General features: G+C 54.1%; 13 protein-coding genes and 1 riboswitch. Of the genes, 9 read left to right on the forward strand and 4 right to left on the reverse strand.

The annotated features are described in order from the left end of the window. Window positions 1-2: 2 nt before the first annotated feature. Together hemE and nudC are read right to left on the reverse strand one after the other, a co-directional pair. A complete protein-coding gene (hemE, locus tag HV345_RS22075; RefSeq protein ID WP_046276272.1) occupies window positions 3-1,067 on the reverse strand; it encodes a uroporphyrinogen decarboxylase in 1,065 nt (354 codons plus the stop codon). 43 nt (window positions 1,068-1,110) lie between these two features. After that, the gene (gene nudC, locus HV345_RS22080) at window positions 1,111-1,884 is read right to left on the reverse strand and encodes an NAD(+) diphosphatase (protein ID WP_016155312.1); all 774 of its coding nucleotides are present in this window, start codon (window positions 1,882-1,884) and stop codon (window positions 1,111-1,113) included. Window positions 1,885-1,980: 96 nt separating this feature from the next. Between nudC and HV345_RS22085 the strand changes: the two genes are divergently transcribed. The 7 genes from HV345_RS22085 (at window position 1,981) to thiH (ending at window position 8,092) form a co-directional block, all read left to right on the forward strand. Then, the gene (locus tag HV345_RS22085) at window positions 1,981-2,469 is read left to right on the forward strand and encodes an Rsd/AlgQ family anti-sigma factor (RefSeq protein WP_016155311.1); all 489 of its coding nucleotides are present in this window, start codon (window positions 1,981-1,983) and stop codon (window positions 2,467-2,469) included. Window positions 2,470-2,518: 49 nt separating this feature from the next. Then, window positions 2,519-2,641, forward strand: a riboswitch (TPP riboswitch). 83 nt (window positions 2,642-2,724) lie between these two features. After that, window positions 2,725-4,623, forward strand: a complete 1,899-nt coding sequence (thiC, locus tag HV345_RS22090; RefSeq protein WP_181636059.1) for a phosphomethylpyrimidine synthase ThiC — start codon at window positions 2,725-2,727, stop codon at window positions 4,621-4,623. After that, window positions 4,623-5,258 (forward strand): thiamine phosphate synthase, encoded by a 636-nt coding sequence (thiE, locus tag HV345_RS22095; protein WP_149382844.1) that lies wholly within the window; start codon window positions 4,623-4,625, stop codon window positions 5,256-5,258. Before thiC ends, thiE begins: the two co-directional genes overlap by 1 nt. Continuing rightward, window positions 5,251-6,009: a HesA/MoeB/ThiF family protein gene (locus HV345_RS22100; RefSeq protein WP_103928819.1), complete on the forward strand. Its 759-nt coding sequence runs from the start codon at window positions 5,251-5,253 to the stop codon at window positions 6,007-6,009. The genes thiE and HV345_RS22100 overlap by 8 nt, the downstream gene beginning before the upstream one ends. Continuing rightward, window positions 5,990-6,190, forward strand: a complete 201-nt coding sequence (gene thiS / locus HV345_RS22105) for a sulfur carrier protein ThiS (protein WP_016155307.1) — start codon at window positions 5,990-5,992, stop codon at window positions 6,188-6,190. The genes HV345_RS22100 and thiS overlap by 20 nt, the downstream gene beginning before the upstream one ends. Before the next feature lies 1 nt (window position 6,191). After that, complete coding sequence (gene thiG, locus HV345_RS22110; protein WP_181636060.1) at window positions 6,192-6,962, forward strand: thiazole synthase; 771 nt, start codon at window positions 6,192-6,194, stop codon at window positions 6,960-6,962. Then, window positions 6,959-8,092 carry a 2-iminoacetate synthase ThiH gene (gene thiH, locus HV345_RS22115; protein ID WP_181636061.1) on the forward strand — a complete coding sequence of 378 codons (1,134 nt, stop codon included), beginning with the start codon at window positions 6,959-6,961 and terminating at the stop codon, window positions 8,090-8,092. The genes thiG and thiH overlap by 4 nt, the downstream gene beginning before the upstream one ends. 120 nt (window positions 8,093-8,212) lie before the next feature. Here thiH and cspA read toward each other — a convergent pair whose 3' ends face one another. Next, a complete protein-coding gene (cspA, locus tag HV345_RS22120; RefSeq protein ID WP_016155304.1) occupies window positions 8,213-8,425 on the reverse strand; it encodes an RNA chaperone/antiterminator CspA in 213 nt (70 codons plus the stop codon). A 1,090-nt stretch (window positions 8,426-9,515) separates the two neighbouring features. On the opposite strand from cspA, the gene HV345_RS22125 reads away from it, so the two are divergent. Then, complete coding sequence (locus HV345_RS22125) at window positions 9,516-9,821, forward strand: PTS sugar transporter subunit IIB (RefSeq protein ID WP_181636062.1); 306 nt, start codon at window positions 9,516-9,518, stop codon at window positions 9,819-9,821. A gap of 4 nt (window positions 9,822-9,825) precedes the next feature. Next, a complete protein-coding gene (locus HV345_RS22130; RefSeq protein WP_047415986.1) occupies window positions 9,826-10,143 on the forward strand; it encodes a PTS lactose/cellobiose transporter subunit IIA in 318 nt (105 codons plus the stop codon). 147 nt (window positions 10,144-10,290) lie between these two features. On the opposite strand, the gene rpoC is transcribed toward HV345_RS22130, so the two are convergent. After that, window positions 10,291-14,514: a DNA-directed RNA polymerase subunit beta' gene (gene rpoC, locus HV345_RS22135; protein WP_016155301.1), complete on the reverse strand. Its 4,224-nt coding sequence runs from the start codon at window positions 14,512-14,514 to the stop codon at window positions 10,291-10,293. Between the last annotated feature and the right edge of the window lie 60 nt (window positions 14,515-14,574).

A 14,574-nucleotide genomic window follows, 5' to 3' on the forward strand; every position in this document is an offset into this window, starting at 1 on the left:
CCTTAGCGGTGGTACTGTTCAGACAACCGATGTACCGCCTCCACAAAGACACCCGCATGCTCTGGCGGGACATCCTGATGAATGCCGTGGCCCAGGTTAAAGACATGGCCTTCACCCTGACCAAAACCGGCCAGAATCGTCGCCACCTCTTCTTCGATGCGGGCTGGCGGCGCATACAGCATGGACGGATCCATATTGCCCTGCAGTGCCACTTTATGACCTACACGACGACGCGCATCGGCAATGTCAGTGGTCCAGTCCAGACCTAACGCATCACAGCCGGTTTCCGCCATCGCTTCCAGCCACTGACCACCGCCTTTGGTGAACAGCGTCACCGGTACGCGACGACCTTCGTTCTCGCGCATCAGGCCGTCGACGATTTTGTGCATGTAGTACAGGGAGAACTGCTGATAGTCGCGACCGGTCAGCACACCGCCCCAGGTGTCGAAAATCATTACCGATTGCGCGCCCGCTTTGATCTGCGCGTTCAGGTACAGAGTGACGCTCTTCGCCAGCTTATCAAGCAGCAGATGCAGCGCCTTTGGATCGGCGTACATCATCTTTTTAATCACGGTGAAGGCCTTACTACTGCCGCCTTCGACCATATAGGTCGCCAGTGTCCACGGGCTACCGGAGAAGCCGATCAGCGGCACTTCGCCTTTCAGTTCACGGCGGATAGTGCGCACCGCATTCATCACATACCCCAGCTCATCTTCCGGGTCCGGGATCGGCAGTTTGTCGACGTCAGCCTTGCTGGCGATCGGAGAGGTAAAGCGTGGGCCCTCTCCGGCTTCAAAATACAGCCCAAGTCCCATCGCATCGGGAATCGTCAGGATATCCGAAAAGAGGATCGCCGCATCAAGCTTATAGCGACGCAGCGGCTGCAGCGTGACTTCGCAGGCCAGCTCGGCATTTTTGCACAGCGCCATAAAATCGCCCGCTTCGGCGCGCGTGGCTTTATATTCCGGTAGATAGCGGCCCGCCTGGCGCATCATCCATACCGGAGTGACATCAACGGGCTGGCGCAGCAGCGCACGCAGATAACGATCGTTCTTCAGTTCGGTCATTTTTCCATTCCTTGAGCTATTTCACGCCAGTGTAACATGTGTGTCACTCATACTCTGCCCGACAGAGGGCGACAGTATCTTCAATCAATCGACGCGCGACGGTGCCCGGCGGGGGCAGGAGCGGTAAATCGTCGTAGCGATACCAGTTCGCTTCCAGCAGTTCCTTCGGGTCAATAACAATTTCGCCGCTATCATACTCCGCCATAAATGCGGTCATCAAAGACTGTGGGAACGGCCACGGCTGAGAAGTGACGTAGCGCAGGTTTTTCACCTTAATGCCGCTCTCTTCCATGACTTCGCGCGCCACCGCCTGCTCGAGGGTCTCGCCCACTTCGACAAAACCCGCCAGCACGGTATGCACGCCGTTACGATGGCGAACATGTTGGGCAAGCAGGATAGCGTCGTCACGGCGAATAGCGACGATAATGCAGGGGGCAATTTGCGGGTAGTAGCGTTCTCGACAGTGGCTACACAGCATCGCCCATTCCGTTTTACTCGGGTGCATGGGATGACCGCAGTAACCGCAGAATTTATGTGAGCGGTAGAACTCAGCCAGTTGTACGCCGCGTCCGGCCAGTTGAAACAGGCCAACATCCTGGTCAATGACCTGGCGCACAGACCCCATATCGTGCCGACGCTGCTGCTGCACCAGCCAGACCGTCTCCCCTTCCCATTCGCCTATAGGAAGTGCACGCTGCCCGGTCAGATCAAAACTTGCTGCGTCGCCGTAAGGCAGTTCGCCATGAGGCAACCATAACTTTTGCTCATGACTGACAATCCACCAGCCGCTATCTAATTTTTCAATTATACGATCCATATCTCTTGCGCAACCTTTGCTTCACAGGCATGTTGTTTACATTATTTTTACATTTACGGGTGAGCCGTTCCTAAACACCATCTTGCGGAGTCAATCATGCTAAACCAGCTGGAAAGCCTGACGGAGCACGTCGGAGGAAGTAACAAACTGGTTGATCGCTGGCTACATGTACGTAAGCACCTGCTCGTGGCTTACTACAATCTGGTTGGCATTAAGCCAGGCAAAGAATCGTACATGCGGCTCAATGAAAAGGCGCTGGATGATTTTTGCCAGAGCCTGGTCGATTACCTTTCCACCGGACACTTCAGTATTTATGAACGTATTCTCCATAAATTGGAAGGGAACGGGCAGCTTTTAAAAGCCACAAAAATTTGGCCGCTCCTGGAAGCCAATACGCAACTGATCATGGACTACTATGATTCCAGTCTGGAGACCGCCATTGATCACGATAACTTCCTTGAATTTCAACAGGCCTTATCGGATATCGGCGAGGCGCTGGAAGCCCGGTTCGTGCTGGAAGATAAGCTGATCATGCTGGTTTTTGATGCGATGCACGAGAGTGGCATGATCAAACGTCCTGCTTGAGATTTGCGACATTAACGCGTAATTTACATTCATTGCCTCTTTTTGAGGTTACTTCTTGTCGGAGTGCTTATTTTCCACAGCAGCATGAGTGGAAAAGGCTGAGACCGTTAATTCGGGATCCGCGGAACCTGATCAGGTTAAAACCTGCGAAGGGAACAAGAGTCAATCTACAACCGTATCGCCCTTTGGCGTTCGTCTCTCTTGCTTCATCCGTCGTCTGACAAGCCATATCCTTACTTTTATTTGGAATGAGCTATGTCTGCCACTACTAAACCATCACGCCGCGAACAGCGCGCCCAAGCCCAACACTTTATCGACACGCTGGAAGGTACCGCCTTTCCTAACTCAAAACGTATCTACATCACCGGTTCGCAGGCGGATATCCGCATCCCGATGCGCGAAATCCAGCTAAGTCCTACGCTGATTGGTGGTACGAAAGACAACCCGCAGTTTGAAGAGAACGAAGCCGTGCCGGTGTACGACACCTCCGGGCCGTACGGCGATCCTGATGTGGCGATTAACGTTCAGCAGGGTCTGGCGAAACTGCGCCAGCCGTGGATTGCGGCGCGTAATGATAGCGAAGAATTAGACGACCGTAGCTCCGCTTATACCAAAGAACGTCTGGCCGACGATGGCCTGGACGAGCTGCGTTTCAGCGGCCTGCTGACGCCAAAACGCGCCAAAGCCGGCAAGCGCGTTACCCAGTTGCACTATGCCCGTCAGGGGATGGTTACCCCGGAGATGGAATTTATCGCCATCCGTGAAAACATGGGCCGCGAGCGCATTCGTAGTGAAGTGCTGCGCCATCAGCATCCAGGAATGAACTTTGGTGCTCGCCTGCCGGAAAACATCACCCCGGAATTCGTCCGTGATGAAGTCGCTGCGGGCCGCGCGATTATTCCTGCCAACATCAACCACCCGGAATCCGAGCCGATGATCATCGGCCGCAACTTCCTGGTGAAGGTGAACGCCAACATCGGTAACTCGGCGGTAACCTCCTCCATTGAAGAAGAGGTGGAGAAGCTGGTGTGGTCAACCCGCTGGGGCGCAGATACGGTGATGGACCTCTCCACCGGCCGCTATATTCACGAAACCCGCGAGTGGATCCTGCGTAACAGCCCGGTGCCGATCGGTACCGTACCGATCTACCAGGCGCTGGAGAAGGTTAACGGGATCGCTGAAGATCTCACCTGGGAAGCCTTCCGCGACACGCTGCTCGAACAAGCCGAACAGGGCGTCGACTACTTCACCATTCACGCGGGCGTACTGCTGCGCTACGTGCCGATGACCGCCAAACGCCTGACAGGTATTGTCTCGCGCGGCGGTTCGATCATGGCGAAATGGTGTCTCTCTCATCACAAAGAGAACTTCCTGTTTGAACATTTCCGCGAGATTTGCGAAATCTGTGCCGCTTATGACGTTTCGCTCTCTCTCGGCGACGGCCTGCGTCCAGGCTCGGTTCAGGATGCCAACGACGAGGCGCAGTTCTCCGAGCTGCATACGCTGGGCGAACTGACCAAAATCGCCTGGGAATACGACGTGCAGGTGATGATTGAAGGCCCGGGTCATGTGCCGATGCATATGATCCAGCGCAACATGACCGAAGAGCTGGAGCACTGCCATGAAGCGCCGTTCTACACCTTAGGGCCGTTGACGACAGATATCGCGCCGGGCTATGACCACTTCACCTCCGGCATTGGTGCGGCGATGATCGGCTGGTTTGGCTGTGCGATGCTGTGCTACGTCACGCCAAAAGAGCACCTTGGCCTGCCGAACAAAGAAGACGTGAAGCAAGGGCTGATTACCTACAAGATTGCCGCCCACGCCGCTGATTTAGCCAAAGGCCATCCGGGTGCGCAGATCCGCGATAACGCCATGTCGAAAGCGCGCTTCGAATTCCGCTGGGAAGACCAGTTTAACCTCGCACTCGACCCATTCACCGCCCGCGCCTATCACGATGAAACCCTGCCCCAGGAGTCCGGCAAGGTTGCCCACTTCTGCTCCATGTGCGGGCCGAAGTTCTGCTCGATGAAAATCAGCCAGGAGGTCCGCGACTACGCCGCCGCACAAACCATTGAAATCGGAATGGCGGATATGTCGGAGAACTTCCGCGCCAAAGGCGGCGAAATCTACCTCAAAAAAGAGGAGGCGTGATGTACCAGCCTGATTTCCCGACCGTGCCGTTCCGCCTCGGGCTTTACCCGGTGGTAGACAGCGTTGAATGGATTGAACGCTTGCTGCAGGCAGGTGTGCGCACGATCCAACTGCGCATTAAAGATAAACGTGATGAAGAGGTCGAAGCCGACGTCATTGCCGCCATAGAGTTGGGGCGTCGCTATGATGCTCGCCTGTTTATCAACGACTACTGGAGTCTGGCAATTAAGCACAACGCGTACGGCGTGCATCTGGGCCAGGAAGACCTCGAAACCACCGACCTGAAGGCGATTCAGGCGGCGGGGCTACGCCTGGGTGTTTCAACTCACGATGATATGGAGATAGACGTAGCGCTGGCTGCTAAGCCTTCTTATATCGCGCTGGGTCATGTCTTCCCGACGCAAACCAAGCAGATGCCGTCGGCCCCGCAGGGCCTCACGCAGCTGGCAAGCCATAGTAAACGACTGGCGGATTACCCCACTGTCGCTATCGGCGGCATCAGCCTTGAGCGCGCCCCGGCGGTGCTGGCGACCGGTGTTGGCAGCATTGCCGTGGTCAGCGCCATAACCCACGCCGCAGACTGGCAGACAGCCACGGCGCAGCTATTGGACATTGCGGGAGCCGGCGATGAATGACCGCGATTTTATGCGCTACAGCCGCCAGATCCTGCTCGGCGACATTGCCATTGAGGGCCAACAAAAGCTGCTCGATAGCCATGTGCTGATCGTCGGCTTAGGTGGGCTCGGCTCGCCTGCGGCACTGTATCTGGCGGGAGCGGGCGTCGGCACGCTGACGTTGGCGGACGATGATGACGTTCATCTGAGCAACCTGCAGCGGCAAATATTGTTCACCACCGATGATATCGCCCGCCCGAAAGCACAGGCGGCAAAGCGACATCTGGCACGCCTTAATCCGGACAGCGAGCTGGTCGTCCTTGAGCAGCGGCTGACCGGTGAGGCGCTCCGGCATGCGGTAGCGCGTGCCGACGTGGTGCTCGACTGTACCGACAACATGGCGACGCGCCAGGAAATTAACGCCGCCTGCGTGATGCTCAACACTCCGCTCATCACCGCCAGCGCTGTGGGCTTTGGCGGCCAGCTAATGGTACTGACGCCACCGTGGGAACAAGGCTGTTACCGTTGCCTGTGGCCGGATGATGTAGAGCCGGAACGCAACTGCCGCACCGCCGGCATCGTCGGCCCGGTTGTGGGCGTGATGGGCACCTTGCAGGCGCTGGAGGCGATTAAATTACTCAGCGGCATTGAAACTCCCAGTGGGGAGCTACGCCTGTTCGACGGTAAAACCAGCCAGTGGCGCAGCCTCGCGCTGCGTCGTGCCAGCGGCTGCCCGGTCTGCGGAGGACAACATGCAGATTCAGTTCAATGATGAGCCGATGCAGTGCGCCGAGGGACAAACCGTCAGCGGGCTGCTCACTGCGCTAAATCAACTTAAACCGGGAGCGGCGCTGGCGCTCAATCAGCAGATCCTGCCGCGCGAGCAGTGGGAGCAGCAAATCGTGCAGGAAGGCGACCAGATCCTGCTTTTTCAGGTTATTGCAGGGGGTTGATATGTTACGTATTGCCGACAAAACGTTTGATTCACATCTGTTCACCGGCACCGGAAAATTTGCTTCGTCGCAGCTGATGGTCGAGGCGATTCGCGCCTCCTGCAGCCAGTTGGTGACGCTGGCGATGAAGCGCGTGGATTTGCGCCAGCACAACGATGCCATTCTGGCCCCACTTATCGACGCGGGGGTGACGCTACTGCCTAACACCTCTGGGGCGAAAACCGCGGAAGAGGCTATTTTCGCCGCCCAGCTGGCGCGTGAAGCGCTGGGCACAAACTGGCTAAAATTAGAAATCCACCCGGACGCCCGCTGGCTATTGCCGGATCCGATTGAAACGTTAAAAGCCGCGGAAGCATTGGTGAAACAGGGCTTTGTGGTGCTGCCCTACTGCGGCGCGGATCCGGTGCTGTGTAAGCGGCTGGAAGAGGTCGGCTGCGCGGCGGTAATGCCGCTCGGCGCGCCCATCGGTTCTAATCAGGGACTGGAAACGAAAGCGATGCTGGAGATTATTATCCAACAGGCAACCGTACCGGTGGTGGTTGATGCGGGTATTGGCGTCCCCAGCCACGCCACACAGGCGCTGGAAATGGGTGCCGACGCAGTGCTGGTCAACACGGCAATCGCCGTGGCCGACTGCCCGGTCACGATGGCTACCGCCTTCCGTCTGGCGGTTGAAGCGGGCCTTCTGGCGCGCCAGGCGGTACCAGGAAGCAAAAGTTCGCAGGCAAGCGCCACCAGCCCGTTAACCGGATTCCTGGAGGCCTTCGTATGAAAACGTTCAGCGACCGCTGGCGCCAGCTTGACTGGGATGACATCCGCCTGCGTATCAACGGTAAAACCGCCGCTGACGTGGAGCACGCCCTCAACGCTTCACAGCTTAGTCGCGACGATCTGATGGCGTTGCTCTCCCCTGCCGCCGCCGACTTTCTGGAGCCGTTGGCACAGCGAGCGCAGCGCCTGACCCGGCAGCGCTTCGGCAACACGGTCAGCTTTTATGTGCCGCTGTATCTCTCGAATCTTTGCGCCAACGACTGCACCTACTGCGGCTTTTCCATGAGCAACCGTATCAAACGCAAAACGCTGGACGAAGATGAGATAAAACGAGAGTGTACCGCTATCCGTGAACTGGGTTTTGAGCATCTGTTGTTGGTCACCGGTGAACATCAGGCAAAAGTCGGAATGGATTACTTTCGTCGCCATTTGCCCACCATTCGCCGCCAGTTTGCCTCGTTGCAGATGGAAGTTCAGCCGCTGTCAGAGGCTGAATATGCGGAGCTGAAGATGCTGGGACTGGATGGCGTGATGGTGTATCAGGAGAGCTATCATGAGGCGATTTACGCTCGCCACCATCTGAAGGGGAAAAAGCAGGATTTCTTCTGGCGACTGGAAACGCCGGACAGGCTGGGCCGCGCAGGGATCGACAAAATCGGTCTTGGCGCGTTGATTGGTTTGTCCGACAGCTGGCGGGTCGATTGCTATATGGTGGCTGAACATCTGCTGTGGATGCAGCAGCATTACTGGCAGAGCCGCTACTCCATCTCCTTCCCTCGCCTGCGCCCATGCACCGGTGGCGTTGAACCCGCATCGATCATGGACGAGCGACAGTTGGTCCAAACCATTTGCGCGTTTCGTTTACTGGCGCCAGAAATTGAGCTGTCGCTCTCCACCCGCGAATCGCCATGGTTCCGTGATCATGTGATCCCGCTGGCGATCAACAACGTCAGCGCCTTCTCAAAAACACAGCCCGGCGGTTATGCCGATAACCATCCTGAACTGGAACAGTTCTCCCCACACGACGCCCGTCGCCCAGAAGCCGTTGCTGAAGCACTAATGGCGCAGGGGTTACAGCCCGTGTGGAAGGACTGGGACAGCTATCTGGGACGCGCTTCGCAGATGCCGTAAGTCCGGAGCAATCGCATAAAACGAAAAAACCCGCTTTCGCGGGTTTTTTCTTCACTGTCACTTAACTGCTCAGGCTCTGGCCTTCATCGCTATCGTAAGCATTAGTGAAATTATCGGCGATTACAGCGCGACAACGTTAACAGCAGACGGGCCTTTAGCGCCATTCTCCACAGAGAACTCCACTTTTTGACCTTCGTCTAATGTTTTAAAATCGTTACTCTGGATAGCAGAGAAATGCACAAACACGTCCTTGCTACCGTCCTGAGGAGTGATAAAGCCGAAGCCTTTCTCAGAGTTAAACCATTTTACTAAACCAGTCATTTTGTTAGACATAGATACTTCCTTTCATATTTTTGAGCCGCTTAAGCAGCGAAGATGGCCTGTTTTGCAGAAATTAACTTATGGGGCACTTAGGGAGGAGGCTCATGAAGAAGAGTATCTGAGGATAACGCTTGAACTGAGAACTGCTTTACTAAAACTGCTTTCATAAGGTCTGTGTATCAAACCGATGTCGCTATAGTAGACTTACTTCTAATCAATAAGCAAGCATTAATTTATTTAATAATCGATTAGCGCCGAAATGTTACACCATCGCGGTTGAGCATTTCAGGTAACAACTTGATCTAAAATGAACAAAAGCCCTGACCATTGCAGTCAGGGCTTTAAGTTACTACACACTTCAAATTTAACATTAATAAACTTAACGATTTAATACTGCTGATGGTACTACTTTAAAATGTACACGTTTACTACAGATAATATTGGATATTGATACTAACTAAAACCGTCCTCTATTTACCGTTAAACACATTCCACCCGCTTGATAATAGAACTCAAGGCTGGTGACCTAAACAAGTACACTTCCCCTCGCGACATATACTCTTTGATGCGTTGCCTTATTTCCCTTGCGATAACCAGAAAACAGAAACCGCAAACATTTACTATTAAATCATGGCGTTACATCGTCGCGTTTTACTAACTATTTGCGATTAGATATATCAACTACGTGGCCTGAAAGCATTGTCGAGGTGAATAAATAGCGTTTTCAGCATCGACTATCCCATACAAAAATACTTCGTGGCCTTTATCGCAACCCCCAATCAAGCTCTACTAACACTTACTACGTTAACAGCAAACTACAATTTCTCCGCTGTTAAGTATTAACATACGGGTTTAAAAAACGCTGTCAATACTGTTTTTTATAACATGTCTTTATTAACAGTGATTATATATTCCTGCATATGATAAATGGGTCAACAATCGCCAAATCAGGGCCAGATCGTAGGGTTGAGCCTCTTTTTGTAACCGGTTTCAGAAAAAGTGACTTTCTTTGTGATGCCTTGCACACAATCGTTGCAAAGCAGTTGTTGCTGCGGCTGGCTCGCGATAATTATCAACCCACACATGTTGATCGAGACTACTTATGAAAAACATTGTTTTATGCTGTGCCGCCGGAATGTCCACCAGCATGCTGGTGCAAAAGATGAAAGATGCCGCCCAGAAAAAAGGAGTCGACGTCACTATCAAAGCGGTCCCTGTGGCTGAGTTTGAAGAGAATATCGCCACTGCGGATATCGTATTGCTCGGCCCACAGGTTAAGTATGAACAGGTCAAGCTGCAGGCGCTCGCCAACCCGCTAGGAAAAAAAGTCGCCGTTATCGATATGATGGATTACGGCATGATGAAAGGCGATGCGGTACTGGACAAAGCGCTGAAACTACTGGAGTGATGGCATGGAAGAGTTAGAAACGATCATCATGGAATTATTGGTAAACGCCGGAGCTGCGCGCAGTCAAGCCCTGACGGCGTTGCAACTGGCGCGTAAAGGTGATTTCGCCGGGGCAGAACACGCGATGATAGAATCACGCGAGTATGTTAAACAAGCGCATAAAATCCAGACCCAGCTGATCGGAATTGACGAAGGTACCGGCAAACTACCGGTTAATCTCATCACCGTCCATTCCCAGGACCACCTGATGAATGCCATGGTGATTCAGGATCTGGCAGGCGATATGATTGAACTGTATCGACGCTTGCCACCAGTAAACTGATCGGATAGCGTAAGCCGTAGGCCTCATAAGCCTGGCGTCATCATGCCGGATGGCAGCTGATGCCTTATCCGGCCAACATAATACATCTTAAATCCATCGACATAAAAAAACCCGCCGAAGCGGGTTTTTTATTAGTGTCAGCAACGATTAATCGTTGTCAGAACCGCCCAGGCCTGCGTTCAGCAGTTCTGCCAGGCTGGCAGACGCATCTTCAGCAGTCACCTGCGGAGCAGCTGGCAGTTCGCCCGCTGCGCGGCGGCGCATACGATCCTGGTGGTACGCATAACCGGTACCCGCCGGGATCAGACGACCCACGATAACGTTCTCTTTCAGACCGCGCAGTTCATCACGTTTACCTGCAACAGCGGCTTCGGTCAGGACACGCGTGGTTTCCTGGAACGATGCTGCAGAGATGAAGGACTCGGTTGCCAGAGACGCTTTGGTGATACCCAGCAGATCGCGGGAGAATGTTGCACCCACTTTGCCGTTCGCTTCCAGATCGCGGTTAGCAATCTTGACGCGGGAGTATTCAACCTGCTCGCCTTCCAGGAAGTCGGAGCTACCAGCGCTTTCGATGGTGGCTTTACGCAGCATCTGACGAACGATAACTTCGATGTGCTTATCGTTAATCTTAACGCCCTGCAGACGGTATACGTCCTGAACTTCGTTAACGATATAACGAGTTACAGCATGCACACCACGCAGACGCAGGATGTCGTGCGGCGCTTCCGGACCGTCGGAAACAACGTCACCACGTTCTACACGTTCACCTTCGAACACGTTGAGCTGACGCCATTTCGGAATCATCTCTTCGTACGGCTCGCTACCGTCTACCGGGGTGATAACCAGACGACGTTTACCTTTGGTTTCTTTACCGAAGGAAATGATGCCGCTGATTTCAGCCAGGATTGCCGGCTCTTTCGGACGACGTGCTTCGAACAGGTCCGCAACGCGCGGCAGACCACCGGTGATATCCTTGGTACCGCCGGATTCCTGCGGAACACGCGCCAGGGTGTCACCAGAACTGATCTGTACGCCATCTTCCAGCTGAACAATCGCTTTACCCGGCAGGAAGTACTGAGCAGGCATATCGGTGCCTGGGATCAGAACGTCGTTGCCCTGAGCATCAACAATTTTCAGTGCCGGACGCAGGTCTTTACCACCCGCAGTACGTTCTGCAGAATCCAGAACCACCAGAGAAGACAGACCGGTCAGCTCGTCGGTCTGACGAGTAATGGTCTGGCCGTCGATCATGTCAGTGAAGCGGACGAAACCACTCACTTCGGTGATAACCGGCATGGTGTGCGGATCCCAGTTCGCTACGGTTTCGCCACCAGCAACCTGTTCGCCATCACCTTTCGCCATAACGGAGCCGTAAGGCACTTTATAGCTTTCTTTGGTACGGCCGAATTCGTCGATCAGTTTCAGTTCGGTGTTACGTGAGGTGATAACCAGTTTACCGCTGGAGTTAACAACCGACTTCGCATTGCTCAGACGGATGCTACCTTTGTTTTTCACCTGGATGCTGGATTCAGCAGCCGCACGAGATGCCGCACCACCGATGTGGAACGTACGCATCGTCAGCTGTGTACCCGGTTCACCGATGGACTGTGCCGCGATAACGCCGATTGCTTCACCTTTATTGATGATGTGGCCACGCGCCAGGTCACGACCGTAGCAGTGCGCACATACACCAAAGTCGGTGTCACAGGATACAACAGAACGGACTTTGACGGAGTCAACGGAGTTCTCTTCCAGCAGGTCACACCACTGTTCGTGCAGCAGCGTGTTGCGTGGAACCAGAATATCCGCCGTACCCGGCTTCAGAACGTCTTCAGCAGTCACACGACCCAGAACGCGATCGCGCAGCGGTTCTTTAACGTCACCACCCTCGATAACCGGGGTCATGGTGATGCCTTCCAGCGTGCCGCAATCGTCTTCAGTAACAACCAAGTCCTGCGCAACGTCAACCAGACGACGAGTCAGATAACCGGAGTTCGCTGTTTTCAGTGCGGTATCCGCCAGACCTTTACGAGCACCGTGAGTAGAGATGAAGTACTGGAGTACGTTCAGACCTTCACGGAAGTTCGCGGTGATTGGCGTTTCGATGATGGAGCCATCTGGCTTAGCCATCAGACCACGCATACCGGCCAGCTGACGAATCTGTGCTGCAGAACCACGCGCACCGGAGTCGGCCATCATGTAGATGCTGTTGAAGGAAACCTGCTGCTCTTCTACGCCGTCACGGTTAATCACGGTTTCGGTTTGCAGGTTATCCATCATCGCTTTGGATACACGATCGTTCGCCGCAGCCCAGATATCGATAACTTTGTTATAGCGTTCGCCCGCGGTTACCAGACCAGACTGGAACTGCTCCTGGATCTCAGCAACTTCAGCTTCCGCTTCAGAGATGATCTCGTGTTTCTTCTCTGGGATGACCATGTCATCAATACCAACAGATGCACCTGAACGCGCTGCATAAGCAAAGCCGGTGTACATTGTCTGGTCAGCGAAGATAACGGTCGGCTTCAGGCCCAGAATGCGGTAACAGGTGTTCAGCATTTTGGAGATTGCTTTCTTGCCCAGCGCCTGGTTGACGATGGAGAAAGGCAGACCTTTCGGTACGATCATCCACAGAATGGCGCGACCAACGGTCGTGTCTTTCAGGCTGGTGTGCGCAACGAATTCGCCGTTTTCATCTTTTTCGTATTCAGTGATACGCACTTTAACGCGCGCATGCAGAGAGGCCAGACCTGCGCGATAGATACGCTCAGCTTCTTTCGGGCCAGTCAGCACCATGCCTTCGCCTTTGGCGTTAACACAGTCACGGGTCATGTAGTACAGACCCAATACAACGTCCTGAGACGGAACGATGATAGGTTCGCCGTTCGCCGGAGACAGGATGTTGTTGGTAGACATCATCAGCGCACGCGCTTCCAGCTGGGCTTCCAGCGTCAGCGGTACGTGAACAGCCATCTGGTCACCATCGAAGTCGGCGTTATATGCCGCACAAACCAGCGGGTGCAGCTGGATAGCTTTACCTTCGATCAGTACCGGTTCAAATGCCTGGATACCCAGACGGTGCAGGGTTGGTGCACGGTTCAGCAGTACCGGGTGTTCGCGGATAACTTCGTCCAGGATATCCCAAACGACAGCTTCTTCACGCTCAACCATTTTCTTAGCGGCTTTGATGGTAGTGGCCAGGCCACGCAGTTCCAGCTTGCCGTAAATAAACGGTTTGAACAGTTCCAGTGCCATTTTCTTCGGCAGACCGCACTGATGCAGACGCAGGTATGGACCTACGGTGATTACAGAACGACCGGAGTAGTCAACACGCTTACCGAGCAGGTTCTGACGGAAACGACCCTGTTTACCTTTGATCATATCGGCCAAAGATTTCAGAGGACGTTTGTTAGAACCGGTGATCGCACGACCACGACGACCGTTATCCAGCAGGGCGTCAACCGCTTCCTGCAGCATACGTTTTTCGTTACGTACGATGATGTCCGGCGCAGCCAGATCCAGCAGACGTTTCAGACGGTTGTTACGGTTGATCACGCGACGGTACAGATCGTTCAGATCTGATGTTGCGAAACGACCACCATCCAGCGGAACCAGCGGACGCAGATCTGGCGGCAGAACCGGCAGAACGGTCAGGATCATCCACTCTGGCTTGTTGCCAGACTGTACGAATGCTTCCAGCAGTTTGATACGTTTGGTCAGCTTCTTACGCTTGGTTTCGGAGTTGGTTTCGTTCAGCTCTTCGCGCAGAGTTTCGCACTCTTGCTCCAGATCCATGCTCTTCAGCAGGGCCTGGATTGCTTCCGCACCCATCTTCGCGTCGAATTCGTCACCGAACTCTTCCAGCGCGTCCAGATACTGCTCTTCAGTCAGGATCTGTTGACGTTCCAGGTTAGTCATACCGCCTTCGATAACCACATAAGATTCGAAGTACAGTACGCGTTCGATATCGCGCAGCGGCATATCGAGCAGCAGACCGATACGGGACGGCAGAGATTTCAGGAACCAGATGTGAGCGGTCGGAGACGCCAGCTCGATGTGGCCCATACGCTCACGGCGTACTTTAGTCTGGGTCACTTCAACGCCGCACTTCTCACAGATCACACCGCGGTGTTTCAGGCGCTTGTACTTACCGCACAGGCACTCATAGTCTTTTACCGGCCCAAAGATACGGGCGCAGAAAAGGCCGTCACGTTCAGGTTTGAACGTACGGTAGTTGATGGTTTCCGGCTTCTTAACTTCACCGAAAGACCATGAACGGATCATGTCTGGCGAGGCCAGAGCAATTTTGATCGCATCAAACTCTTCGGTTTTAGTCTGCGCTTTCAGAAACTTTAATAAATCTTTCACGGATTTGCTCCCGTCGGAGTTAGCACAATCTGGCGCTGGCTGTTACGCCAGCACCAGTGA

It is taken from the genome of Citrobacter sp. RHBSTW-00986 (assembly GCF_013783065.1).
Taxonomy (GTDB): Bacteria; Pseudomonadota; Gammaproteobacteria; order Enterobacterales; family Enterobacteriaceae; genus Citrobacter; species Citrobacter braakii.

Excerpts from the sequence above, each read along its gene's own strand:
- hemE (WP_046276272.1), bottom strand. The coding sequence starts at position 1,067 with ATGACCGAACTGAAGAACGATCGTTATCTGCGTGCGCTGCTGCGCCAG.
- nudC (WP_016155312.1), bottom strand. The coding sequence starts at position 1,884 with ATGGATCGTATAATTGAAAAATTAGATAGCGGCTGGTGGATTGTCAGT.
- HV345_RS22085 (WP_016155311.1), top strand. The coding sequence starts at position 1,981 with ATGCTAAACCAGCTGGAAAGCCTGACGGAGCACGTCGGAGGAAGTAAC.
- thiC (WP_181636059.1), top strand. The coding sequence starts at position 2,725 with ATGTCTGCCACTACTAAACCATCACGCCGCGAACAGCGCGCCCAAGCC.
- thiE (WP_149382844.1), top strand. The coding sequence starts at position 4,623 with ATGTACCAGCCTGATTTCCCGACCGTGCCGTTCCGCCTCGGGCTTTAC.
- HV345_RS22100 (WP_103928819.1), top strand. The coding sequence starts at position 5,251 with ATGAATGACCGCGATTTTATGCGCTACAGCCGCCAGATCCTGCTCGGC.
- thiS (WP_016155307.1), top strand. The coding sequence starts at position 5,990 with ATGCAGATTCAGTTCAATGATGAGCCGATGCAGTGCGCCGAGGGACAA.
- thiG (WP_181636060.1), top strand. The coding sequence starts at position 6,192 with ATGTTACGTATTGCCGACAAAACGTTTGATTCACATCTGTTCACCGGC.
- thiH (WP_181636061.1), top strand. The coding sequence starts at position 6,959 with ATGAAAACGTTCAGCGACCGCTGGCGCCAGCTTGACTGGGATGACATC.
- cspA (WP_016155304.1), bottom strand. The coding sequence starts at position 8,425 with ATGTCTAACAAAATGACTGGTTTAGTAAAATGGTTTAACTCTGAGAAA.
- HV345_RS22125 (WP_181636062.1), top strand. The coding sequence starts at position 9,516 with ATGAAAAACATTGTTTTATGCTGTGCCGCCGGAATGTCCACCAGCATG.
- HV345_RS22130 (WP_047415986.1), top strand. The coding sequence starts at position 9,826 with ATGGAAGAGTTAGAAACGATCATCATGGAATTATTGGTAAACGCCGGA.